General features: G+C 63.7%; 20 protein-coding genes. 6 read left to right on the top strand and 14 right to left on the bottom strand.

Annotation, left to right across the window (positions count from 1 at the left end; genetic code table 11):
* Positions 1-155: 155 nt before the first annotated feature.
* Positions 156-545, top strand: coding sequence for a VOC family protein (locus KF712_07810; GenBank protein ID MBX3740879.1), 390 nt, complete (start codon positions 156-158; stop codon positions 543-545).
* Between the two features lie 25 nt (positions 546-570).
* Here KF712_07810 and KF712_07805 read toward each other — a convergent pair whose 3' ends face one another.
* Positions 571-1,314 (bottom strand): PEP-CTERM sorting domain-containing protein, encoded by a 744-nt coding sequence (locus tag KF712_07805; protein MBX3740878.1) that lies wholly within the window; start codon positions 1,312-1,314, stop codon positions 571-573.
* Positions 1,315-1,492: 178 nt separating this feature from the next.
* On the opposite strand from KF712_07805, the gene KF712_07800 reads away from it, so the two are divergent.
* Both KF712_07800 and KF712_07795 read left to right on the top strand, forming a co-directional pair.
* Positions 1,493-2,080, top strand: coding sequence for a sigma-70 family RNA polymerase sigma factor (locus tag KF712_07800; GenBank protein MBX3740877.1), 588 nt, complete (start codon positions 1,493-1,495; stop codon positions 2,078-2,080).
* The gene (locus KF712_07795) at positions 2,077-3,672 is read left to right on the top strand and encodes a hypothetical protein (GenBank protein MBX3740876.1); all 1,596 of its coding nucleotides are present in this window, start codon (positions 2,077-2,079) and stop codon (positions 3,670-3,672) included. Before KF712_07800 ends, KF712_07795 begins: the two co-directional genes overlap by 4 nt.
* Before the next feature lie 43 nt (positions 3,673-3,715).
* Here the strand turns inward: KF712_07795 and KF712_07790 are convergent, their stop codons facing one another.
* On the bottom strand, positions 3,716-4,255 hold the full coding sequence (locus tag KF712_07790; GenBank protein MBX3740875.1) for a hypothetical protein: 540 nt from the start codon (positions 4,253-4,255) through the stop codon (positions 3,716-3,718).
* 105 nt (positions 4,256-4,360) lie between these two features.
* Between KF712_07790 and KF712_07785 the strand changes: the two genes are divergently transcribed.
* Positions 4,361-4,825, top strand: coding sequence for an NUDIX domain-containing protein (locus KF712_07785; protein MBX3740874.1), 465 nt, complete (start codon positions 4,361-4,363; stop codon positions 4,823-4,825).
* A 21-nt stretch (positions 4,826-4,846) separates the two neighbouring features.
* Here the strand turns inward: KF712_07785 and KF712_07780 are convergent, their stop codons facing one another.
* A complete protein-coding gene (locus tag KF712_07780) occupies positions 4,847-5,044 on the bottom strand; it encodes a hypothetical protein (protein MBX3740873.1) in 198 nt (65 codons plus the stop codon).
* A gap of 164 nt (positions 5,045-5,208) precedes the next feature.
* Here KF712_07780 and KF712_07775 point away from each other — a divergent pair, with 164 nt between their 5' ends.
* Positions 5,209-6,723 carry a sulfatase-like hydrolase/transferase gene (locus KF712_07775; GenBank protein ID MBX3740872.1) on the top strand — a complete coding sequence of 505 codons (1,515 nt, stop codon included), beginning with the start codon at positions 5,209-5,211 and terminating at the stop codon, positions 6,721-6,723.
* 167 nt (positions 6,724-6,890) lie between these two features.
* Here KF712_07775 and KF712_07770 read toward each other — a convergent pair whose 3' ends face one another.
* The 5 genes from KF712_07770 to KF712_07750 form a co-directional block, all read right to left on the bottom strand.
* Positions 6,891-7,643, bottom strand: coding sequence for a dienelactone hydrolase family protein (locus KF712_07770; protein ID MBX3740871.1), 753 nt, complete (start codon positions 7,641-7,643; stop codon positions 6,891-6,893).
* 244 nt (positions 7,644-7,887) lie between these two features.
* Positions 7,888-8,760: an alpha/beta hydrolase gene (locus tag KF712_07765; GenBank protein MBX3740870.1), complete on the bottom strand. Its 873-nt coding sequence runs from the start codon at positions 8,758-8,760 to the stop codon at positions 7,888-7,890.
* A 10-nt stretch (positions 8,761-8,770) separates the two neighbouring features.
* Positions 8,771-10,183 (bottom strand): PQQ-dependent sugar dehydrogenase, encoded by a 1,413-nt coding sequence (locus KF712_07760; protein MBX3740869.1) that lies wholly within the window; start codon positions 10,181-10,183, stop codon positions 8,771-8,773.
* A gap of 78 nt (positions 10,184-10,261) precedes the next feature.
* Positions 10,262-10,402, bottom strand: a complete 141-nt coding sequence (locus KF712_07755) for a hypothetical protein (GenBank protein MBX3740868.1) — start codon at positions 10,400-10,402, stop codon at positions 10,262-10,264.
* 84 nt (positions 10,403-10,486) lie between these two features.
* Positions 10,487-12,046 carry a SulP family inorganic anion transporter gene (locus KF712_07750; GenBank protein MBX3740867.1) on the bottom strand — a complete coding sequence of 520 codons (1,560 nt, stop codon included), beginning with the start codon at positions 12,044-12,046 and terminating at the stop codon, positions 10,487-10,489.
* Positions 12,047-12,333: 287 nt separating this feature from the next.
* On the opposite strand from KF712_07750, the gene KF712_07745 reads away from it, so the two are divergent.
* Positions 12,334-14,511, top strand: a complete 2,178-nt coding sequence (locus KF712_07745; protein ID MBX3740866.1) for an FUSC family protein — start codon at positions 12,334-12,336, stop codon at positions 14,509-14,511.
* Here KF712_07745 and KF712_07740 read toward each other — a convergent pair whose 3' ends face one another.
* From KF712_07740 to KF712_07715, 6 genes are all read right to left on the bottom strand, one after another.
* Positions 14,512-15,273, bottom strand: a complete 762-nt coding sequence (locus KF712_07740) for a hypothetical protein (protein ID MBX3740865.1) — start codon at positions 15,271-15,273, stop codon at positions 14,512-14,514.
* An 84-nt stretch (positions 15,274-15,357) separates the two neighbouring features.
* A complete protein-coding gene (locus KF712_07735; GenBank protein MBX3740864.1) occupies positions 15,358-16,731 on the bottom strand; it encodes an Nramp family divalent metal transporter in 1,374 nt (457 codons plus the stop codon).
* Between the two features lie 297 nt (positions 16,732-17,028).
* The gene (gene htpG, locus KF712_07730) at positions 17,029-18,864 is read right to left on the bottom strand and encodes a molecular chaperone HtpG (GenBank protein MBX3740863.1); all 1,836 of its coding nucleotides are present in this window, start codon (positions 18,862-18,864) and stop codon (positions 17,029-17,031) included.
* A gap of 118 nt (positions 18,865-18,982) precedes the next feature.
* On the bottom strand, positions 18,983-19,633 hold the full coding sequence (locus KF712_07725) for a lamin tail domain-containing protein (GenBank protein ID MBX3740862.1): 651 nt from the start codon (positions 19,631-19,633) through the stop codon (positions 18,983-18,985).
* An 85-nt stretch (positions 19,634-19,718) separates the two neighbouring features.
* Positions 19,719-22,817, bottom strand: coding sequence for a lamin tail domain-containing protein (locus KF712_07720; GenBank protein MBX3740861.1), 3,099 nt, complete (start codon positions 22,815-22,817; stop codon positions 19,719-19,721).
* Positions 22,814-24,349: a hypothetical protein gene (locus KF712_07715; GenBank protein MBX3740860.1), complete on the bottom strand. Its 1,536-nt coding sequence runs from the start codon at positions 24,347-24,349 to the stop codon at positions 22,814-22,816. The genes KF712_07720 and KF712_07715 overlap by 4 nt, the downstream gene beginning before the upstream one ends.
* Between the last annotated feature and the right edge of the window lies 1 nt (position 24,350).

Here is a 24,350-nt window from a genome sequence, read left to right as displayed (position 1 = left end):
AGCCGCAGGATGGCAAGCTATCTTGAGCGTCCAACATCGAACGTCGAATTGAAGAATGGCGGTGATGCAAATGCGTCCGCCTGGCGTTCGCGTCCTGATCGTCTCTTCGACGTTCAATGTTGGACGTTCGATGTTCGATGTTCCATCTTCCCCCCATGATCCGTTTCCTGCATACCCGCATCCGTGTCCGTGACCTCGACAACTCGATCGCCTTCTACAAGAAGCTGGGCTACGAGCTGGGCGAGTTCAAAGACTCCCCGCAAGGGAACAAGCTGGCCTTCCTCAACCTGCCCGGCAACGACGTGTTCCTGGAGCTGACCTATTCACCGGACTACACGGCGACCTGCCCGGAGGACCTCATGCACACGTGTCTGGGTGTGGAGGACATCGTGGAGTACTGCGACGGCGTCGAGAAATCCGGCATCGAGATCTGGCCGGACGGCTGGAGGGAGAAGTTCACCTCCGGCGGCCGCAAGATGGCGTTCGTGACGGATCCCGACGGCTATGAAGTCGAGATCCTGGAGCGTGGCGCAAAGGTGGTCTGACCAAGGATCGGCAATTCGCGTGAGGTCAGTTCCGCCGGCGGCGGCGGACTATCACAAAGCCGCCGGAAACCAGCAGCAATGCCCCCGTCGCCGACTCCGGGATCGCCTCGTAAGTCAGTGAAGGAAGGCCCGCACTGCCTGGATTCTGTGCGGACCCGAAATTGTAGCCGATCGCCGCAGTTCCGGGATTTCCCACATCCGGATTGAGCCGGAAAACGACATATTGCAGCGCGCCGGCACCGCCCGCGTATTGGGCATTGAGATAGTTCAGCAGATTGACATTGCCGACGATGGCGCTGGTCGTGACAGACGACCCGTTGCTCGTGGTCGTGATGGCAAAATCCTGCTGAATCAAACTGACGCCGGGACTGGAATCGACAGTCGCCCCCTCGTAATACGCGCCCGTCGGCAGAGCCGAAGTGCCCTGCGCCGCAAGGCCGTAAAGATCGACATTGAAGGAAAACGGGGTGCCGCTCTTCCCGTCCAGATACAAGCCCAGACTCGCCGAGGTGAACGGATTGGCAACCGCCCCGAAATCCGGCAGTTGGAAACTCACCAGCATGTTACGCCCATTCCCGTCGGTGGCCGCAGACCCGACGCGGTGGGTGGCCGCGGTCGTCGTGACCAATGTCCCGTTCTTCGCAAGCCCCGAAGAGGAAACCGGCTGGAGGACGGCGGCCTTCAGCGGCAATGCCGCGAGCAAAGCCGCGAACACGGGAATCGAACGCGACGGCAGTCCGGAGAAACGATGCGATGTCTTGGGGATCATGGATGGTTCAGGTTTGGAAATGATTGGCAGAGGAGGATGACCCTGCGGAATTTTTATCCCCGTGGTCAGGGCTACATGTTTTCGGGCAGCCTTTTCAGCACGGCGGAACGGAAAAAAATCGCAAATTGTGCTGAATCCCTCTTCCCAACACATCAGGAAGTACTACACGCCTCCGCCTATGAGTGAAATCGCCGCCAACGAAGAATCCCGCCTGATCTCAGCGGCGCAAAACGGCGACCTCGCCGCCTTCGGAATCCTCGTGGAACACCACTACGCCGCAGTCCGCGCCTGCCTCGCCGTCCGCATGGGAAATGCCCACGACGCCGAGGACCTCACCCAGGAGGTTTTTCTGCTCGCCTTCAAAAAGCTCGACCAGTGCACCCCCGGCCGGCCGATGCGCCCCTGGCTCCGGCGCATCGCCGTCAATCTCTCCGGAAACCACCGCCGGAAATTCCGCGCGCTGCCAGTGGGGGCCATCGAGGAACTCCAGAACCTGATCGACGACTCGCTCCGCCAATGGATCGAGCCCCTCGACGAACGGACGCCGCTGGAAGCCCTGCGGCATTGCCTGGATCAACTGGAATCACCCGCCCGGCAGCTTCTCTTCGCCCGTTACGCGGATGAGCTTTCACTCGACGAGCTCGCCGCGCTGCTCGAGCGGAAAACCTCCGCCGTCTCCATGCAGCTCCACCGCCTCCGGCATCTCATCGGCAATTGCATCCGGGAAAAACTTTCCCCGCAGCCCCCCACCCCCCGCCCGCTATGAACCCGGAGGAATGGCATCGGCTCACCCGGGAGACGGCGGAAAACCGTCTCACCGCCGAAGACGCGGCCCGCATCCTCCGCCACTGGCACGAGGACACCGCCGCTCGTGACGAACTCCTCCGGGCTCTCCTCGTCGACCGGTTGCTGCCGGTGGTTCTCAAGTCATCCGCGCCCGCGACCGCAGCCGACGAGGTAACCCAGAGCCTGCAAAAACACCGCGCGGACGAAGCCGCCACATTGGCGGAGCAGACGGTCATCCGGCTCCGCCATTCCCGCCGCGGGACGATGGTGAAACGCATTTCACTCGCCGCGGCCACGATCACCCTGGGGTGCGTTCCACTGGCCCTGATGAAAAAATCCGCCGCCCGGCCGGCCGGGGAACTCACCGGCTCGGAAGCCATCGAATGGGACACCGGCGACCGGCCCCCCGGCCCGCTCGTTCCCGGCACCCATCTCCGCGCCCGCAGCGGACTCGCCCGGATTCTTCTGGAAAACGGAGCCACCCTTCTCGCCGAAGCCCCGTTCGATTTCAAAATCCGCAGCCCCATGGCCATTGATCTCAACCGCGGACTGCTGGTCGTCCATTGCCCGCCTACCGCCCATGGGCTCGAAGTCCGCACGACCCGCGGCATCATCGTTGACCGCGGCACCACCTTCGGCATCGAAGCCTCGGGAGACGATCCCTCGGTCCATGTCATCGAAGGCCTCGTCGATGTCAGGCCGGAAAACCACATCACCTCGTCGCTCCGCGAAGGCGAAGCCGCGCGGCTGGAATCCTCCGGCCCGCGCTCCATCCCGATCAATGCCGGCATTTTCCTGAATTCGCTCCCGGAGAAATCTCCGGAAAATCGTCCCCGGCCCTTCATCCATTGGCGTCTTGACGAAGGCGACGGCCTCATCTCCGCGGATTCCGGAAATGGCCTGGCCACCCCCGGCGAGGCCGAACTGCGATTCCGCGCCTACCCGGAAGGCACACCGGTCCCGCTCAAGGGGCCATCCTGGGTCACCGGCAAATTCGGCTCCGCGCTCTATTTCAACGGTGACGGAGCTTCCGCCGAGTCCGACTTCCCCGGAATCCTCGGCTCCGCCACCCGCAGCATCTCGATGTGGGTGCGGATTCCCCCGGATGTCAGTCCGGATCAGGGCCACGGCTTCCTTTCGTGGGGAACCTCGAGGCAAGGCTCGATCTGGCAGCTTTCCGCGAATGGCGTGGCGGACGACGGAGCCCCCGGCGCCCTGCGCGTCGGTACTTTCAACCGCGGAATGATCATCGGCACCACGGACCTGCGCGACGACCGCTGGCATCACGTCGCCGTCGTCATGTATGGCGGGGACAAGCCCAACCTCTCCACCAACGTTCTCCTCTACGTGGATGGTCGGTTGGAGCGCGTCTCACGGCGGACCTTCACCCCCATCGACACCGCCTCCGCCCCTCCCGGCGAAGGCGTCCGCCTCGGCCGGAACGCCGCGTCAGCCACCTCCAAATATGCGAAACGCTTCTTCCGCGGTTCGGTGGATGAAGTCTTCATCTTCGACTCCGCCCTTTCCTCCGAAGAAGTGATCCGCCTCATGCGCCACAACACCCTCCGTTGAATCGCGCGGATTTCCATGAAATGGGATCACCAGGCTCTCCCGCTCACTTGATCCGCGCGCTGAACTGCCCGCCCTTTCCGGACTGCCACGCCTGCTTCGCGCTGTTGAACAGCTTCGTCAGCTCCGCCTCGCTGCCGAGGCGGTATTCGATGGTTTTCGCGTGGGTGGTGTCCGGGTATTTCTTGATGACCATGTGATCTTCGTCCGCTCCGGACGCCTGGCCGCCTGCGTCCAGAAAGCCCTTTCCCTGCTCCGCCGCCGTGCCGCCGCTTTTCGCCGAGCGGGGTGACAGGAAATAGAACCGGGCGAGCGCCTGCCCGGTGGTGTCGATGGTGACCTCATCGACAAGCACCGTGCCATCCAGCACGTAGCTATGGCGGCTGACCGAGGTGATGCGCTCGGTGGCGACGGCATACTCCCCTCCGGCAAGCCGGGCCTGCCAGAAGCCCTTCACCGCGGACTGTTCCTCGGAGGGCTTTGACGGATCCGCATCGTCTTTCGGTTGGAAAGGCGGGGTCACCTGGGCCTCCACGGAAACGAATGCGGCAAGGACCGCAGACAGGACAAGGGCATGGGTCTTCATCCCTGACAGATGTGGCAGGATCCGGTGGCGATGGCCAGCATTCGGAAAGTGCTTCGGACAAGTTAAATATTGTCACGATTCCGGAAATCCCACAGGGTTCCAGCCATGGTCCGCTACCGGTCGAACGTCGCCGCGCTGATCGTGAGGGCTGACGGTTCCTTGCTGATCTGCGAGCGGTGGACCATCCCCGGGGCATGGCAGTTCCCGCAGGGCGGAGTGGACGCGGGGGAGTCACTGGAAGGCGCGCTGTTCCGCGAAGTGAAGGAGGAGATCGGCATCGGGCCGAAGCATCTCCGGATCGTGAAAAAGCGCAGCGGCTACCGCTATCTCTACCCGGAGCAGGTGCGGCAGAAGAAGCTGCAGAAGCACGGCAACCAGGGCCAGGAGCAGACCTACTACCTCTGTGAGCTGCTGGACTCCGCACCACCGGTGAACGTGAACCAACGGCCCCGGGAGTTCCGCGCCCACCGCTGGATCCACCCGACGGAGTTCGACCTGGAGTGGCTGCCGGAGTTCAAGCGCGACGTGTACCGGCAGGTGATGCTGGATTTCTTCGATGTGGAGCTGTGACCGGCTCCGATGCTGTCTTTGTCAGCAATCGCCGCCACCGCCGGAGTCCCCATCCCACGTTCCGCCGGATCCACCCGTGCTGGAATATCCCTGGCTATCCGGGGTCCAGCCGTCGTGCTTCCCGGTCTCCCGGGCCTCTCCGGTCAAGCGTCTCAGGATGAACACCACGAAACCGAAGAACAGGATGAAGCCGGTTGATATGATCAGAATCCATTCCATGGCTTTCCAAGGTTTGGCATGGCGGATGATCCCGCCATCCGCTGGCATCCTATCCGGACCGCGCATGGGCCGCAGTTGGAAAAGGATTCGCACATTCCACCTCCGCCCTCAGGGAAAGAGTGCGTGCAACGGCAACCGTATCCCTCCACCCTTCCCCCCTTCCGATGATGAATTTCCTGAAAGCCCTTTTCCTCGCCCTCTGTCTTTCCGCCACGGTTTCCGCCGCCCAACCGAACATCATCATCTTCTTGGTGGATGACATGGGGGTGATGGACACATCGGTTCCCTTCCTGACGGATGTATCCGGCAAGCCGCAGCGCTATCCGCTCAACGATTATTTCCGCACACCTTCCATGGAGCGCCTGGCCGAACGGGGCATCCGCTTCAACCAGTTCAACGCGATGAGCCTTTGCTCGCCGAGCCGCATCTCCCTCATCACCGGAAAGAACGCGGCCCGCCACCGGACGACGAACTGGATCAACCAGTCCACCGACAACCGCGGACCGAACGGCCCGCCGGAGTGGAACTGGAAAGGGCTGCGGAAGGATGATGTGACCCTGCCGCGCCTGCTGCAAAAGGCCGGCTACCGCACCATCCAGGTTGGCAAGGCGCACTTCGGTCCCGGGGACTCCGAGGGCGCGGATCCGCTCAACCTCGGGTTTGATGTGAACATCGCCGGTGGACCCATCGGCCATCCCGCGAGCTACAAGGGGACTCTGGATTTCGGCGCGAAGACGAAGCAGGTGGCAAATGCCGTGAAGGGCCTGGAGAAATACCACGGCCAGGACATCTTCCTCACGGAGGCGCTCACGCTGGAAGCCAACGCCCAGGTGGAGCTGGCGGTGAAGGACAAGAAGCCGTTTTTCCTCCATCTGGGACACTACGCGGTCCATACTCCGTTCGAGTCCGATGCCAGGTTCGCCGACCACTATAAGGATAGTGGAAAACCGCCGAAGGCGCAGGCGTTCGCCACGCTGGTCGAGGGCATGGACAAGTCCCTGGGCGACCTGATGGACCATCTGGAAAAGCTGGGCGTGGCGGAGGACACGCTGATCGTTTTTCTGGGTGACAACGGCTCGGACTCCCCGCTGGGCGAGGCCCACAACGTGGGCAGCGCCGCCCCGCTGCGCGGCAAGAAAGGCTCCCACTACGAGGGCGGCATGCGCAGCCCGTTCATCGCCGCGTGGGCAAAGCCGTCCGCCGATAATGCGAACCAGAAGAAACTGCCCGTGAAGCAGGGAGCGGTGCAGACACAATTCGCGGCGATCCATGACATCTTCCCCACCCTCACCGGTCTTGCAGGGGTTGCGGCTCCGGAAGCCTACGAGATGGACGGACGGAAGCTCGATACCCTGCTGACGGGCGCGGCGGACGGGAGCCATCCGGATGCATTCCTCATGCACTACCCGCACGCGCCGCACCGCAGCAACCATTTCACCACCTACCGTGAAGGGGACTGGAAAGTGGCCTATCACTATTTCCCCGACGCTGAGAACGGGAACACCCGCTACCAGCTCTTCAATCTGAAGAACGACCCCTTCGAGCAGGAGGATCTTTCCTCATCCGACCCCGCCAACCTCAGCCGGATGATGAAGGCGCTCGCAACCGCGCTGGAGGAGGAGAAGGCGCTCTATCCCGTGGATGAGGCGGGGGCTCCGGTGAAGCCGGTGGTGCCGTAGAGTATTCCCATTCTCCGTAGCGGGGCGGCTGCGCCGTTCCGGCTGGGTGAACCGGTGTGATCTCCCGATTTCAATCCATCATGGATATCATCCGTTCCATGCTGCATTGCAGGGAGAGAGGAGAATCTTCCCAGCCGTAATGGCGCAGCCATTACGCTACACTGCGCTCACTTCCGCTTCTGCGAAAACAGCCAGCGGATGGCCTCCGGATTGTCGTAGGTCATCGTCCAGGAGTCGTGCTTCACGCCAGGGTAGATGGTGAGCTTCGGCTTGCCGCCCGCTTTTTCCAGAGCCTCGATGAGATCCGTGGTCGCCGCAACCGGCACCGTGGGGTCCGCATCACCGTGGAAGGTCCAGACCGGCACATCCTTGTAACGCGAAACGATCGATGGATCCCCGCCGCCGCAGATGGGAAGAGCGGCGGCGATTTTCTCCGGCGCACGGCCCATCAGGTCCCAGGTGCCGAAGCCACCCATGGAGATGCCGGTGACATAGAAGCGCTTCGGATCTACGGGGTGGGTTTTTGAAAATTCCTCCACCAGCGCGAGCACGGCCTCCAACCGCGGGTTCGGCTCCTTGGCCGCGACCAGCCGCCGCTTCTCCGCGTCGAGATCCGCCCACCACAGCTCGGCGGGGCATTGGGGCGCGATGAGGAAGCAAGGCTCGTTGAGCTTCTCCGCACCGGCGAGGATGGAGCTGATGCCGTGCTTCAGGTGCTTCTTGTTGTCGTCACCGCGCTCACCCGCACCATGGAGAAAAAGGACGAGCGGATAGACTTTCCCCTCCTCCACCTTCTCCGGAACGGCGAGGCGGTAAGGGATGTGGATGCCGTTGGGCGCATCCCACTCCCTGGCGATGGTTTCAGCGGCGAATCCAGTGGATGAGAGGGACATGGCGAGCAGGCTCTGGAGCAGGCGCATCTCCGGATGGTGGATTTTCCGTTGATAGAAGGAAGGGGAAAGTGAATCGCAGCGGGGGCGAAAGCAACGAGGGTCAAGATGGCCCAGCCACATGATGGCCATCCATCAGTCCCGCCCGGGCTGGGAGAGGAAGAAGCCCAGTTCCGCCTGCGGGTGCTCCTGCTTCCGGAAGATTCCCGCGGATCTCCACATCCTCGTTTCCCAGCCGGAGTCTGAAACCGAATGCCGCCATGGCGGGTGCTCTTCAAAGGTGTTTGTCGAACCAATCCGCCGCCACCTTCGCCGTCTCATCCAGCCAAGGCTGGCTCATCCAGAAAGGGTGCGGCGCATTTTTCAGCGTGATGAGGTCCGTGGCGACACCTGCGGCCCGGAGCTTCTCCTGCATCGCCGCCCGGCCGATCTTCAGGCTGTCCTTCTCCCCCTCGATGAAAAACGTCGGCGGGCTGTCCTTGGAAACATGCTCGATGGGCGAGGCCTGGGCGTAGAGCGGACGGTTCTCCGAGATGGGGCCGAAGAACAGCACGTGCCCTTCGCTGTTCTTGTCCTTGTTGGCCTCCAGCAGGTCCATGGTCGCAGCCATCACCACGCAGGCCTTGAGCTTGGTCGGCTGGTCCGGATTTCCACCGCTGCCTTCCAGTTCCTTGACGTCCCCCGTCATGCCCATCAGCGCACTGAGGTGACCGCCGGCGGACCCACCCATCACGCCGATGCGGTCCGGATCGAGGCGGTACTTCGCCGCGTTCGCCCGCATGAAACGGAGGGCCGCCTTGCAGTCATGGATGGCGGCGGGATACTTCGCATCGGTGGAAAGGCGGTAGGCCACCTGGGTCACGACGTAGCCACGCTCCGCCAGCCTCTCGGCCAGCGGCTTGTCAGGCTCGATCTGGCGCTTCTGCCAGCCACCGCCGTGGATGAGCAGGATGGCCGGGTAGGTCCCTGCCTTCTTCGGGACATAGACATTGACCAGCACGGAGAAGTCACCCGGGTGGGAACACTCGACATTCTCATGCAGGGTGATGCCCTCGGGAAGCGCGGGCTTCACGAGAACCCACTTCGGCTTGTCCTGGGCGGACAACGGCAGCGCGGCGGCAAGTAACAGAAGGAAGAGACGTTTCATGGAAATGGAATCAGTTCGCGGGAACCATGCGGACGATGCTGTCAGGCCCGTTGAGCAGCACGTAGATGAAGCCGTCCGGTCCTTCCGCGACATCCCGCACGCGGCCGATGCCTTTGAGGACGATCTCCTGGGAGACGACTTTCTTGTTCTCCAGCCTCAGGCGGCGCACTTCCTGAGCGGCGAGACCACCGGCGAAGAGGTCGTTCTTCCATTTCGGAAACTTGTCTCCGGTGTAGAAATCCAGACCGCTGGCGGCGATGGACGGCACCCAGTAAATGACCGGCTGCTCCATCCCTTCCTTCTCCGTGATGCCGGTGATGGGGGTGCCGTTATAGTTCATGCCGTAGGTGATGACGGGCCAGCCATAGTTCTTGCCGGGCTGGACGAGGTTCAGCTCGTCACCGCCGCGCGGGCCGTGCTCGGTGTTGTAGAGCGCGCCGTCACGCGGATCCATCGCCAGGCCCTGGGGGTTGCGGTGGCCGTAGCTCCAGATGCCGGGGATGGCGTCCTTCGTCTTCACGAACGGGTTGTCCTCCGGCACGCGGCCGTCGTCATGCAGACGGAAGATCTTTCCGTTGGGACGGGTGACGTCCTGCGCCTCCATCATGCCGCCGCGTTCACCGACGACGAAGTAGATGTAGCCCTTGTCAAAGATGAAGCGGGTGCCGAAGTGGACGCCCGATCCGCTGCGGAACTTCGGGTCCGCGCGGTAGATCCACTCCTGGTCCGTCCACGTGCCGTCCTTGATGCGCCCGCGCACCACGGAGGTGATCACCTTCGCCTGGTCCTTCTTGCCCTCGACCTTCTCCACCGTGCCGTCCGCGAAGCCGAGATAGACCCAGCCGTTCTTTTCGTAGTCCGGGTGCAGGGCGACCTCCATCAATCCGCCCTGACCGTGATGAATGACCTCCGGCGTGTTTTTCACCGGTTCCGGCTGCAGCTTCCCGTCCTTGTCCAGGATGCGGAGCCGTCCGGGCCGCTCGGTGACGAGCTTCCGGCCATCCGGCAGGAAGGCGATGGCCCAGGGAATCTCGAGGCCGCTGGCGACCACCGTCTCGATCTTGTAGTCCTGCAGCTCCGTCTTCGTCACGGTGTCCGGTGAGGGCTTGGGGAACTCCATGCCCTGCACCGCCGCCTTCCGTTCCTGTTCCCGGAGATAGACGACCATGGAGCGGATCTGCTCGTTGGTGAGCGTGCCTTCCCATGGCGTCATGCCCAGCGGCGGGTTCCCCTTCGCGATGGATTTGAAAATCTCCGCGTCCGTGCCGCCGTGTTTCCAGATCCCGTCCACCAGCGAGCCGCCCTGCCCGCCCTCGAATTTCGCCCCGTGGCATCCGGAGCAGTAGTTGCCATAAATCTCCTCCACCTTCTGGCCAAAAGCCAGGGTGCCCGAAGCCGCCAGGATCATCAGCATCGCACGCATCCGGATATTCCTACCGGACCGGCGGCGGATGGCAATCTTCCATCTTGGCGGGCCACCACGCTTCGCCCCCCCGTTGCCTCACAATTCGGACACCATCGCGTCTTGGTTGTGGGTGGTTGTTTTGTTCCATTCTTCCGCAAGGCCGCTTTCCTCCCCTGATGCCTGTTCCAGGCGCTCGCGCAGGCTCCATATCTCCTCGATGCCGCGCTTCCACAGCAAGACATCCACCGCCTGATGGAGACGAACAAGCCACCGCCATGATGCGCGGGAGAGCGCGGGAATCTCCCCGCACCGGGAAAACGCTCACACCTTCCCGTTGATCCGGGCCACCAGGTATTCCGGATCATCCTCCGCCACCGCGATGGTCATCAACCCGCCCGCTCCGTCCAGCATCCGCCGGCAGTCGGGCGAAAGGTGCCGGACCTCCAGCGTCTTCCCGAGCGTTTGGTAACGTGATGCGAGGGAACGGATGGCCTCCAGCGCGGACATGTCGCAAACCCGGGCGTCATGGAAATCCAGCACCACCCGCTGCGGATCGAACGACGGCTTGAACTTTTCCGCGAAGTCCCGCACCGAGCCGAAATACAGCAGACCCTCCATCCGGTAGATCCTCTCCCCTTCCGAATCAGCCATCACGGAGAGGTGAACGTGCTTGGCGCTCTTCCACGCGAAGACCAGCGCGGAAAGGATCACGCCGCTGATGACGGCGACCGCCAGATCCTGCCACACGGTGATGGCGGTGACCGCCACGATCACCAGCACATCACTGAGCGGGACCTTGCCGATGGTCCTGAACGTGGACCACTCGAACGTCGCGATCACCACCACGAACATCACGCCGGTGAGCGCCGCGATGGGGATGCGGTCGATGAGCGGTGACGCGAACAGGATGAAGATGAGCAACGCCAGCGCCGCGAACACGCCGGACATCCTCCCCCGGCCGCCGGAGCCGATGTTGATCAGGCTTTCCCCCACCAGCGCGCAACCCCCCATGCCTTTGAAAAAGCCGGTAACGATGTTCGCGCCGCCGAGCGCCAGCGCCTCGCGGTTGCCCTTGCCGCGTGTCTCCGTGATCTCGTCGATGAGCTGCAGCGTCATCAGCGTCTCGATGAGGCCCACCAGTGCGAGGATGAAGGCATAGGGCAGGACGAAGGCGAAGGTGTCCCATGTCCACGGCACCTTCGGCAGGTGCGGCGTGGGAAAAGCACCTTTCACGCTGGAAAGGTCACCGACGGTCTGGGTGGAAATGCCGAACGCGGCGACCAGACTGACGACGATGATGGCCACCAGCGACGACGGCACTTTCTTCGTGAACCTGGGCAGCACATAGACGATGGCCATGGTCAGGACGACCAGCCCGCCCATGACCAGCAGGGGCATGCCTTGCAGCCAATCCCCCACCACCGCGCCGTCGCGCTCACGGAACATCTTGAGCTGGGACAGGAACACGACAATGGCGAGGCCGTTGACGAAACCCATCATCACCGGATGCGGCACCAGCCGGATCAGGCGGCCCAATTTCAGCGCGCCGATGATGACCTGGATCACGCCCATCAGCACGACGGCCAGCAGGAGATACTCGAATCCCGCGCCATCCCCGCCGCGGCGGTTGCCCTCCGCCACCAGCGCGACCATGACCACGGCGAGCGATCCTGCCGCGGAGGAGATCATACCCGGCCTGCCACCGGTGGCCGCCGTGATGAGGCAGATGAGGAAGGCGGCGTAGAGGCCGGAGATGGGTGGCACACCGGCCACGAAGGCGAAGGCGATGGAGCCGGGAACGAGTGCGAACGCGGTGGTCAGGCCGGCCAGCGCGTCGTCCTTCCACGTGCCGCGCTTCTTTTGGAACAAATTGGAAAACATGATTCTTCGAAAATGGGAGAGTTGCGGACGCATGTCCGCGGAAACAAGGGACCGGACCAACCCGGCCCGGAGTGGGAATCATCATGATCCGGTCACGGGGGACCGACCTGTCCGCCGCCGGACAGGTGTGGAGCGCCGGAAATGCATGGGTGGCCGCTCATGGAAGGAAGGCGCGCAGCAGGCACCGTGGGAGCGGCAGGGTCAAGCTCCGACTTGCTGCGGAAGGATCACGTGGATTCCCCCCTTGCGCCCAACGGATTGTGGTTCAGGCTGGGAAGGGAAAGAAAATGCGCATCCAAGATCTGAGGCAATCGCTGGCTGGCTTCCTCGAAAGGGAGTCGATGTCACCGGATCTGAACCGGGCGATCCGCGCGACCGTGGCCTTCATGATCCCGCTCATCGCCACTTCCGCGGGATGGATCCACATGGACCCGGTGCACGCCTGCATCGCGGCGAACACGATCGCGCTGGTGGATGTGCGCGGCGGTTACTCGCTCCGCCTGGGGCTGCTGCTCGCCATTTCCGTGATCCTGACGCTGGCGGTTTCGCTCGCGGTTCCCGGGGTATCCAGCCTTGTGATCGCAATGCTCGGGACCGCGGTGATCGTCGCGCTGGGCGGATACTGGCGGCACCTCAGCACGGACTATGGGCCGGGACTGGCGGTTTCCAGCAGCCTGCTGTTCTTCATCTCCCTGGCCCCTCCGCTGACGGACCCCGGGGATGCCACGCTGAATCCCGTCACCGCCACCCTCGCCGGTGCCCTCTTCGGCACCCTGCTGCAGGTCATCCTCTGGCCGATCCATCCCCAGCACCCGCTCCGCCGGACGGTGGCCGAGAGCTGGATGGCCCTCGCCGATCTGCTGGAGGCCATGTCACCGGAGCGCGGTGCCGGGGGTGAAATGATCACCCAGCGCGAGGTGGAGCTGCGTGCCACGCTCAACCGCACCCAGGCGACGCTCCACGCGGCGAAGCACACCTCCGGCGGCATGCTGCGGCAACTGGAGCTGCTCAACATCGCCGCCGTGCGCCTCGGGTTCCGGATCATCGCGTTCAAGGCCGCGTTCCGCTCCCTCCCGGATGACGGACGCACGGAATCCCTCTCGCAAAGCATGAGTCCCGCCCTGGACTCGCTGACGAACCTCGTCCGGTCCGTCGCCCTCGCCGTGGTGTCCCGGCAGGCTTCACAGTGGAATCTCTTCGAGGTGCGGATGAAGCGGGTGGGACAACTGCTGGCCGCCAGCCGTGCGCGGCTTCTCTCACACATCGACGATCCCGCCTCCTCCCGCCAGCTCGCCCACCTGGTCCTCAAGATCGAGGAGCAACTGCCCATCGTCCGGGACGCGTTGGGGAAAACGATGGACCGCACGGATTCCCGCGCCGCGTTCCCGATGGAGCTTCAGGATCTCCGCACCCTCGCGCTCCGGCCGCTCGCCGCCAGCCTCAACTTCGCCGGAAAGCCGGATCCCGCGCTGGTCCGGCACACGTTCCGCGCGGTCATGCTCGCCCTCATCGGCGTGGTCTTCTTCAAGTTCAGCGGCTTCCCGCACGGCTACTGGGTTCCATTCACCATGCTCGTCGTACTCCAGCCGGACTTCGGCTCGACGAGGGAAAAGGCGTTCCAGCGGATGTCCGGCACCCTGGCCGGCGGACTCATCGCCAGCAGCATCCTCTGGCTGCATCCGCCGAAGCCGGTCGTACTGGCTGCCATCGCCATCACCATCGCCCTGTTCGGGTTTTTCCAGAAGCGGCGCTACGGCATCGCGGTCATTTTCATCACGCTCATGGTCGTGCTGCTGATGGAGTCCCATCAACCGGTCACGCTGGCATTCACCCTGGAGCGGATGGGCAGCACGCTGGCCGGGGGCATCCTCGCGCTGGTGGCCGCGTTGATCTTCTGGCCCGCGTGGGAACGCAGCCGTTTCCCCCGCATCATGGAAAAGGCGCTGCGCTCGAACCTTTCCTACCTGCAGCTCACCGTGGAACGCCTGCGGGACGGCGGCCCGCATGACGAACCGCTGGTGGAAGCCATCCAAGCCGCGGAGTCAGCCAACACGGACGCCTTTTCCTCGCTCAAGCGGATGATCGCGGACCCGAAGAACCAGCAGGCAGGCCTCCAGCAGGCGGCGGCGCTCGCCAACGGCAACCAGCGCATCACCCAGGCGCTCTCCGTGATCGTGCTGCATCTGGACAACCAGAAAACGCTCCACCCGGAGGCTCTGGACGAGTTCAGGGAACTCTGCACCGGAGGGTACCAAGATCTCATCAAATGGGAGGAAACCGGAGTCCTCCCCTCATCCGTCGAAGCACGGTTGGAACGGCTCGGAAAATTCCGGCTTCCGGAAATCAACCCGCTCCACACGGACCCCGCCCGCCACCGCGAGCCGTGGATTTTCCCGCAGCTCGCCCGCATCGTCACGGAACTGGAGGCGATGCTGCTGATCGTCCGTTCAGGAAACGAGGGATGATCAACGGCGGCGTCCACGGCGGACGAGCAGGCCCGCCGAAAGCAATGCGAAAACCGCCGTGGATGGCTCCGGAATGGTGTAGTCGATCACCAGCAGCGGCCGGAGGTTCGTGGTCGTGTGGTTGTCCGAGACGAACCGGAAGAAATTCTGACTGGAAGTACCCGCCTCAGCCGTGGGGGCGATGAGGATGAACTCGAGCGGCAGGCCGGCATCGAATGCGGACTGTGCCGCGGCAACGAAGGCCGGGGTCGATGAAAAGACGGCGGTTTCCCCCCACTCCAGCTTGCCGTTGCTGTTCGCGTCGTTGAGCGTCGAGGAAGCCAGCGGCGTGGGGCTGTAATCACCGCCCGCTGTCGTCCAGGTACCGGTGGCGGACCAGTTGCTCCAGGTGGCGCCATCGATCATGTTGTTGGCGGCGAGACCATTCGGGATGATCTCATGCAGATTGACGATACCCACCCCCGCCATGTTCCCCCCCTGGTCCTGGCCGTCGGTGACGAGGGTGAGGCTGATGCCGTTGATGGTCGAACCCGCCGGAATCGCCGACAGGCCGAACGACATCAGCGTGCGGATCAGGCCGACACCGGCTGGTTGGTTGCCGACCAGCGTCTGCGAACCGTTGTTGGTGGCCGGCTGGCTCCGGATATCCTTCGAAATGTGGTCATATCCCACGGTCGGGCCGACACCCTCCTGGAAGCTGATGGTGGCGGCCGGAAGAGGGAGCAGGCCAAGCAGGGAGAGGGGGGCGATTTGTCGTAGCATGCCGGTATCAAATGGGTTTCCCACCATTCAAATGACCGGAATATGAGAAGTAAAGCAGCAAACCGCAGTTGGCCGCGATGCCGTTCACTCCTGCAGGATCTTCTGCAGGGCGCTGGCCAGCGCCTGCACCCCGACCGCAAGGATGGCGAGGATGCTGACTGCCAGCGCGATGTCATAGCCGCGGCCCGGCTTCAGCGATGCGGGCAACGTCCTGAAGCGGAACCAGATGGAGGCGAATACCACGACGAACAGCACCGCCATGGTCGCCGCACCGCCGATGAGGACCATCATCGCGCTGTTGCGGAAATACACGAAGACCAGCGCCCACAGGCATGGGAAGAGCCAGGTGAAGATCCTGACCAGCTTGTCCCGTTGCGTCTTGTCCAGGAAGTTGATGAAGCCGAACTGTCCGGCCGCGTCCGCGAACTGGCGGCTCCACGCACCGGTGGCGGCGAGCATGGTGGAGGCCAGCACGACGATCGCGCCGACGAGGTACACCCACTTCGCCCATGGGCCGAGCGAATGGGTGTAGATGAGGCTGAGCTGCTGCAAAAGGTCCTTGTCCTCGGGAAGCTGGCCGAGACGGTGGAGTACCGCCGCACCGAGGAGGTAGAACGCCGCCGTGACCACGGTATAGACCACCATGGAAATGAGGGCGTCCATTTTCATGACGGTGATCCAGCCTTTGGCACGGGCCACCCACTCCGGCGAGTCGTCCCGCGGGCCGGTCTTCGCGGCGTAGCCTTTCTCGATGAGCCAGTAGTTATAGACCAGGATCTCATCTCCGCCGATGCCGGTGATGCCGAAGGCCGCCCACGCATAGAAGACCACCTCCTTCGGCAGGCCGAAGGCGAGGCCGGAAAGCAGCTCCTCCCCGGTGACGGCGAGGCCCGTCCATTGCAGCGCGAGCAAGGAAAGCAGGGTGGTGATGGTGAACAGCACCGTCATCACGATGGACCCCTTCTCGATGGCGGAATATCCCCGGGAAACAAACGCGCAGTTGATGACGACGATGACCGGCAGCCACACCAGCACGGGCACGGCGGGGAATGCCATGGCGAGCAAGGTCGCCACCCCACCGACGATGCCGCCGACCTGGAGCAGCTTCACCATCATGACCAGCAGCCACACCCAGATGGCCCATCCCGCGCGGCCGAACCTGGGGCCGGGCAGTCCGTTGAGCGCCGCCATGGTGCTCTTGCCGGTGTAGAGCGCGTATTTCCCGAACTCGATCTGGAGCGCCACCTTCACCAGACAGCTCACCAGGATCACCCAGAAGCAGATGAAGCCCGCGCGCGCGCCGAAGATGGTGGTGCCGATCAGCTCGCCGGAACCGACGATGGAGGCGGTGAGGATCAACCCCGGGCCGAGGTATCTCGTCCGCCCGAGCCAGGTGGCAGGAGGTGCCTCCGCGCGTTCGGCGGTCAGGACGTAGGGGTTGTCGTGCGCATCTGGCATGATGCCTTCATAGCCAGTCCCAAACCGATGGGCAGGAAATAATCATGGGGCAGTCACCATCAACCGGGGCGTCCTCCCCGTGCGCGGCAGCGTCATGGAGGGCGGCAGTCTTCTGCCGCTTTCCAGCGGCGGGCACCACTCTCCCGGAACAAAGGATGATTTCGGCATCCCAAGTGGCTGCCACCTCCAAAGGCTGGGCGACGTCCTCCCCCCAAAGCGGCGGAGGGCCGCCGCACTCCATGACGCTGTCGCGTGAAATGGAGGCGGCAGGGAATGTTCCGTTGCCTGGAGGCAACCTCACTTGATAACCCGCTCCAGCAGCGCGTTCATCCGTGCGGCGACGGCCTGTGGGTTCTCCACCAGACCAGCGGCAAGCAGCGCCTGGTCCGCGAGCTGGACGCCGATGGCCTCCGCCAGTTCCGGATCGCTGTCCTTGAGCGAGGAAAGCTTCTTCACCAGACCGTGCCCGGCGTTGATCTCCAGCGTCGGCTTTTCCTCCGGCATCTCCTGGCCCATGGACTTCATCATCGCGCGCATCTGCGGGTTGAGGGAGTCCTTCGGCGTGAGGGCGACCACCGGGCTTTCGACCAGGCGCTTGCCGACATTCACCGATGCCACCTTGCCGCCCAGCTTTTCCTGGAGCCACTCGGTGAGGGACTTGGCCTCGGCTTCGCCGAGCTTTTCCTTCTCATCGGAAAGGTCATCCAGTTCGATCTCCGCGCGGTCGGCGGCGACGAGCGTCTTGCCCGCGAACTCCGGCAGCGACTGGAGCACGTAGCTGTCCACGGGATCCGTGAAGAAGGCGACCTCCAGCCCGCGAGCCTTGAACGCCTCCAGATACGGACCGCTCTCGATCACCTCGCGGGACGGACCGGTGAGGTAGTAGATCTCCTTCTGCTCTTCTTTCGCGCGGGTGTTGTAGTCGGCGAAGCTGGTGAGCGTGCCGGCCTCCGTCATGGAGCTTTCGAAGCGCAGCAGCCCGGCGAGGGCTTCCTGGTGCTCATAGCTGGTGGCGATGCCTTCCTTGAGGAAGCGGCCGAACTTCTCGTGGAACTCACGGAATTTCTCCGGCTCGTCCGTGGCCTGCTTTTCGAGGAACTTGAGGAAACGCTTCGTGATGAGCTGGTTCAGCTTCTTCACCAGCGCGCTGTCCTGCATGGACTCGCGGGAGATGTTGAGCGGCAGGTCGGCGGAGTCGATCACGCCCTTGAGAAAGCGCAGCCACTCCGGCAGCAGGCCCTTCGGCTTCGGGTCGATGAGCACCTTCTTGCAGTAGAGGGCGACGCCCGGCTCCATCTGGCCCATGCCGAAGCGCTCGTTGTTCTCACCCGGGGTGAAGAGCAGCGCGTTGATGGTGATGGGCGCGTCCGCGCTGAAGTGCATGGTGTAGAACGGCTCGTCCCACGCGTGGCCGATGAACTTGTAGAACTCCGCGTATTCCTCCTTGGACACCTCGTTCTTCGACTTCAGCCAGATCGCGCCGACGGTGTTGACGCGCTCGCCTTCAACGAGGATCGGGAAGGAAACGAAGTTCGAGTATTTCTTCAGCAGCTCCTCGACCTTGTGCTTTTTCGCGAAAGCTTCGTCCTTCAGGTGCAGGACCATCTTCGAGCCGCGGGAAACGTCCTCCGCCTGCTCGATCGTATATCCGCCCTGGCCGTCGCTCTCCCACTTCAGGCCCGGTGCGCCCGGCTCCCAGGAGCGGGTGTAGACCTCCACGCGGTCCGCCGCCATGAAGGCGCTGTAAAAGCCGACGCCGAACTGGCCGATGACCTCAGGACCGGCCTCGCCCTTTTCCTTCATCGCCTGGAGGAAGGCCTTCGTGCCGGAGTGGGCGATGGTGCCGAGGTTGCGCACCAGTTCCTCCTCCGTCATGCCGATGCCGGAGTCCGCGATGGTGAGGGTCTTGTTCTCCTCATCCGCGGTGATGGTGATCTCCAGCGCCTTGCCCTTCTCGAAGACATCGGACTCGGTCAGCTCCTTGAGGCGCATCTTCTCCAGAGCGTCGGACGCGTTGGAAACCAGCTCCCGGACGAAGATTTCCTTATCCGTGTAGAGGGAGTGGATGACGATATCGAGGAGCTGTTTGACCTCGGCCTGGAAAGTGTGCTGCTGCGGGGATGCGGTGGACATGATGGGAGAGTTTCGTGGCCGGAAAAAACCGCATCATGCCCGCTATGGCAAGCACGGGAAACGGGACGCCCCCTTCCGGAAACGTCCCGTGGTGAATGAAAGATGCGGTTTCCGCGATTCAGCGGCGGCGGCGGAGAAACGCCAGCGCACCCATGGAACCCAGCAGGGCGAGTGAAGACGGCTCCGGGATGGCGGCGACGCCGGGACTGCCGGTGCCGAGAGTCGATGTCCAGGTCAGGCTGTCGCCGGTCGAAAGAACCCATGCGGATGCGTTGTCCGTCCCATAGTTGGCAGGGGTGGTGATCGCGCTGGTGCCCTGCGTGCGGGGGCCTTTGACATTGCCTGTGCCCTGATCGTTGTAGACCAGTTGGTCCACCAGGCTGCCTGCGGCGTTGTAGAGTTGGATCGCATCCGCACGTCCCAGGTTCTGGCTGAGGCTGCCGATGACCGCGACACCTGCTCCCAGTCCCCATGCGGTGCGGAAATCCTCCGCCGTCGCATCCGTAAGGATCACCGATTGACCCGGCGCAACCATCCCGAATCCGGAAAGATCGATCCTGGTGGTCGGGACCGGAGTGACGGAATCCCAGAAGCTCCATCCATTCATGTCGATGGCGCTCGACCCGGTGTTGGTGAACTCGATGAACTCCCCGGCTCCGCCGGTTCCGGTGCCTTGGTACATCCATTCGGTGATGACCATCGCCGCGTTCGACGAGAGCGTGAGAACGCCCATCAGGGACAGGCAGAAGACGAGTGTTTTCTTTTTCATATTCGGTCGGGGAATCCGGATGCGGGTATCAACCGGCTTTTCGCGTATGCGGGGAATCGCCGTCATGTGACGAATCCGCCACGGATCACTCCGCGGGGATCTCCAGTTCGATGCGGAAGAACTCTTTCCCGGCGGCGGGCACCGGCGGCAGCGCCACCGTGCCGCGGAGGAAGCCGGGGATGTCCGGATGCGGAGCGAAGGAAACGGCGAGATCATCCGCCAGGGTCCAGACGGATAGATTCGCCGAACGCTTCAGGACGTAGCGGATCGAACTGTCGTCCCTCATGACGAAGCCCCAGGTGGCGGAGCCTGCCGCAGAGGCGAAAGTCTGTGCATAAGGACCATCCGCCACGCCGGGATTTCCGCCGAAGACGTATTCGGCGTAGTTGACCCGTCCGTCCAGGTCGGAGTCCCCCCGGGCCGTCTTGTCCGCAAGGGCGGGGAACGCAGAGATCCAGAGACTGAATCCGCTGGCAGGGATACCGCCGATATACGGCGTGAAATCCTGAAGCGTCAGCGGGCCGCCGGTACCGCGGTGCCACTCGTTCGGCCAGCCGAAGGTGGAGCCGGAGGCTCCATCGTCGTAGCCTTCCCGCGGTGGAACTGAGGTGTCATCCGAGGTGATGAAAGGGGCGACGGCTGGCGACGGATGCCCTTCCAGTTCGAACACTTCCGTCGCGCTGATGCCGGAGACCGGAGCGATGCCCTCACCCACCGGGCCGAAGACGATCCGTCCGGACGCGTCCCGGATCAGGAACTGCGTGTCATCATTTCCGATGGCGATGCCATCGACGACATTCCCGGAAACCGTTGCCCCGGTGACGGACAGGCGGGCGCTGTCGCCCAGCCAGACATTCGACCAAGAGTCCCCCAGCGTTGACGAACGGTCACGGCGCAGGATGTGGGTATCGAGTCCGCCACCGGCGGTGTTCGCATTGATGAACGTGAGCAGGGAACCCGCCCGGACCGCCGACCAGTCTCCATGGGCGGCGAGGGTGATGACATTGGCCGCCGTGAAAGGATGACCCCCGCGCGAGGAGCCGATCTCGATCCTCCATCCGCGCAGGTCGACCGTTCCCGGCCCGCCGTTGCCCGTCACTGCCAGCTCGAACCAACGGCCGCCGTTCCCCGCGATGCGGCCGAAGTGGGTGTCCGAAGAGGACTCTTCCGGACCACCCAGCAGGCTCCCGGCGGAGACCGCGTTGTATTCGTTGAGGATCACCGCCGGCTTGTCGTGGAACACCGTGAGCGTGAAGACCTGGGGCGTGATGTTGTTAGAGGCCTGGCCGTCGTTGGCGACGATCCGGACCGTGTGGAATCCGGCGTCATCCAGCGTGAGCGGTCGATTGGAGGACAGGGTCGCGGTGCCGCCAGCGCCCGGAGTCAGCGTGAGGAAGGAAGGAAGCCCCGTCGCGCTGAGCGTGACCGCATTTCCGTCCGGATCCGCGGTGGTGAAGGTGTGGCTGTAGCTGCCGTAGGCCCGGGTCAGAGGGGAGGAAGTGAACCTCGGAGGACTGTTGGCCGTCCGGTACGCGGTGAACTTCTGATCGGATCCACCGCCGCCCCACAGATTCGGCGCGCCGAAGGACGAGGTGGTGCCATCATTGTACGGGCTGTAATAGGGATCGATGAAAGGGATGGGATCAGCCTCCAGCTTCACCACTTCCCCGGAGTTCACACCCACGGTGTCCGGTGGCACGCCGCCGGTGGCGATTCCTTCGCCCGCGGGACCGAATACCACGCGCCCTGCCGCATCGCGGATCACGAAGCGCGTGTTCGAGCTGCTGATGCCCATGCGGTTGTTCACTGTGGATTCCTGCTGGGAGATGAAGGAGGGATCAAAGATCCAGATGTTCGACCACAGCACGCCGGTGGAGGTGAGGGCACTGGTCTTGTGGATCTGCGTGTCCAGTCCGCCCTGCGCGGTGTTGGAGGTGGTGAAGGTGAGGATGGTACCCGCGGTGACATTCGACCAGTAGGCATCATTGCTCAGCACCAGGGTCCGTGTGCCGAGGTCGCCGAGCACATCGAGCTTCCATCCGCGCATGTCCACCTTGGAGTTCGCGGTACCGTTCCCCACCACCACCAGCTCGAACCACTCGCCGCCATTTCCGGCGACGCGGCCGAAGTAAGTATCCACCGCCGTGCTGGTTTCACCGCCTAGAAATTCACCTGCCGCGACCGCGCTGTATTCGTTGAGCAGGACCGGCGCGCTCTCCGCGAAAACGGTGATCGTGATCGTCTGGTCCGCGGACAGCGGGGGCGAGGCATTGTCCGTGGCGCGCACCACCATCTCATAGTCACCTGCCGCAGGCGGGATCCCGGCCACGGATCCATTGCCCGTGTTGACGGTCACCCAAGCGGGTTTCGAGACCACGGAAAGGGTCACCGTCTGCCCGGGGTTCGGGTCACTGGCGGAGATCAGGTGGAGGGAGTTGCTGAGGTCGAATCCCTCCACTCCATAGATCACCGGTGCGCTGGAGAAAGTCGGCGCGACGTTTCCGATGGTGCCGGATCCCACGACACCCGGCGAACCGATGGTGCCCGGGTTGGCCGATTGCGCGAAGGCCGAGAGGCTGTCAACGGCGGCAGCGGCATAGCGTGGGCTGGTGGTTCCGGAACCCGGACTCCACACGGCGGAAACCTGGGCCGTGCCACCCACGGACACACCCGCGTGACCACCGGCGGATGTGTTTCCGTTGATCCTCGTCAGCGGCGGGATGGAGATTGTCGAGTTGTCACCCTGGACCGCGGTCACATTCGCGGTGCCGTAGTTCAGGTGGGCGGCGACGACGCCGCTGGCGTTGAAAAGGATCACCGCATCCCCTCCCCCGAGGCCGATGCTGAAGTTCGTGTCGTAATAGACAGGTGCCGTGAGATTGTTCCAGGCGGAGCGGAACGCGGACTCCGCGGGATAGGTCGCAGCGCCCGCATTGCTGGTGAAGACGACGAGCACGCCGCCCGCCGGGATCGTCACGTTTCCGAAGGCCTTGCCCTCGGAGAACCTGCCGTCACTGTCGTTCCACCGCCAGCCGTTGAGGTTGACCGGAGCGGAGCCGTGGTTGTGGAGTTCGAAGAAGTCCGAACTGGCGGGGGCGGCGGCGTTCGAGTTGACCTCCGTGATGAGGATGTTGGCCGACGCGACCGGGACGCCGAGGGCGAGGAGCGAAAGGATGCGGATCATGGCGTGACGAGGTGGATGGTGATGGAGGAACTGCCCTCCCAAGCGGTGATGACGAGATCCCGGCCGAGGCGCGTGGCCTTCGCCGGGACCGGCAGGATGCATTCAGGCGCGGAGTGGCGGCCGCTCCTGCCGTTGTAGTAGCCGACCGGAGATGGCTTCGAAGGAGAGGAGAGGTTGAACGCGAAGAGTCCGTTCTGGCGTTCGTTCGCGACGAAGACCATCGGCACGCCGCGCACCCTGGCGGTGGCGATGGCTTCGGTCTCCGGGCCACGGTTGTCGGAGCGGCGGTCCCATTCGGAATACTTTCCGCCGTTGGTGTTGAAGGAGGCCGGATCGTTGCCCGCGGCGAAGTCCTCGAAATAGGAACCGGAATCATAGACGCGCCTGCCCGTGGCGGCATCCCACAGGGAAAAGGAACGTGTTCCCGCCGCGTGGAGCTTCGAGATGCGGCCGCTGGCATCCAGCCCGTCGATCTTGGAAACCTGGAGTCTGCCCAACGCGGCGTCCTGCTGGGGGTCGATCCCGAATTGCTTCTTCAGTTCCGCCCTCAGCTCCGGTGCCAGCGCGGGACCGTCCGTGCCGAGATGCTTCACGCGGGCCACTTCCTCCCCTTCGCCTTCATTCGCGGAGGCGATCAGGAGGCGACCACCCGCTTCGATAACCGAGATGGTGTCAGGCATGGGCATCGCTTCGACGAGATTCGTGACATTGACCGCCCGCCGTCCCCACGGGCCATCCCGGTCGGACACGTCCATCCGCACCGGCCATGAACCGAGCGGGATGACGCGTGACCAGGCCCCGGCCCGCAGGTCGAACACGGCGATGGCGTTGTTCTCCTGGAGGGAGACGTAGGCGTGCCTGCCGTCCGAGGTGACATACTCCGGTTCCAGATCCAGATGGCGGCGTGACGGATCGCTTTCATGCGGTGTCCGCACGCCCGCGACGACCTCGCGCGGCCCCAGCGGATGATCCTTCAGCACCAGCCTCCCAACGCCCGAAAGATCCTTGAGAGCGGAAAGGTCGCAGACGCCCAGCGAGCCGGGTGTCTGCGGCTGGAACTTCCGGAACTCCCCTTCGTTCGCGACCAGCAGCCAGCGGCCGTCCTTGGAAAAACTGACACAGTCTGGATGCCAGCCGCTTTCCATCCGGTGGATCACCTCGCCGCTGCGGCTGTCGATGAGGACGACTAGACCGCGATCACAGATCGGGTTCTTTGGGATCAGCGCGGCGGCCACCAGCCCACGCCCGGCGGGGTCCGCCGCCACGGAGGATACCGCGGAGAGTCCGCCGGGATGGATCTTCCGCAGGTCGATGGTTCCCTCCACTTTCGGGTTGTATGGATCCGCAAGGGAGATCCTCACCAGCCCCTTCGCGCCGTCCGTTCCGAACACATTCCCGCCCGCGGGATCCAGCGTGAGGATCTCCCCGGCACCCTTCGGCAGGCGCAGTTCGGAAACAAGCTCCAGGGCGGCCTTGGCAGGTCCCGCCAGAGCCAGGCAGATCGGAAGAATCGCGGTGAGTCGTGGGATCATC

The sequence above is a fragment of the Akkermansiaceae bacterium genome, assembly GCA_019634595.1.
GTDB lineage: Bacteria > Verrucomicrobiota > Verrucomicrobiia > Verrucomicrobiales > Akkermansiaceae > Luteolibacter.
This window is presented reverse-complemented; position numbering and strand designations above follow the sequence as displayed.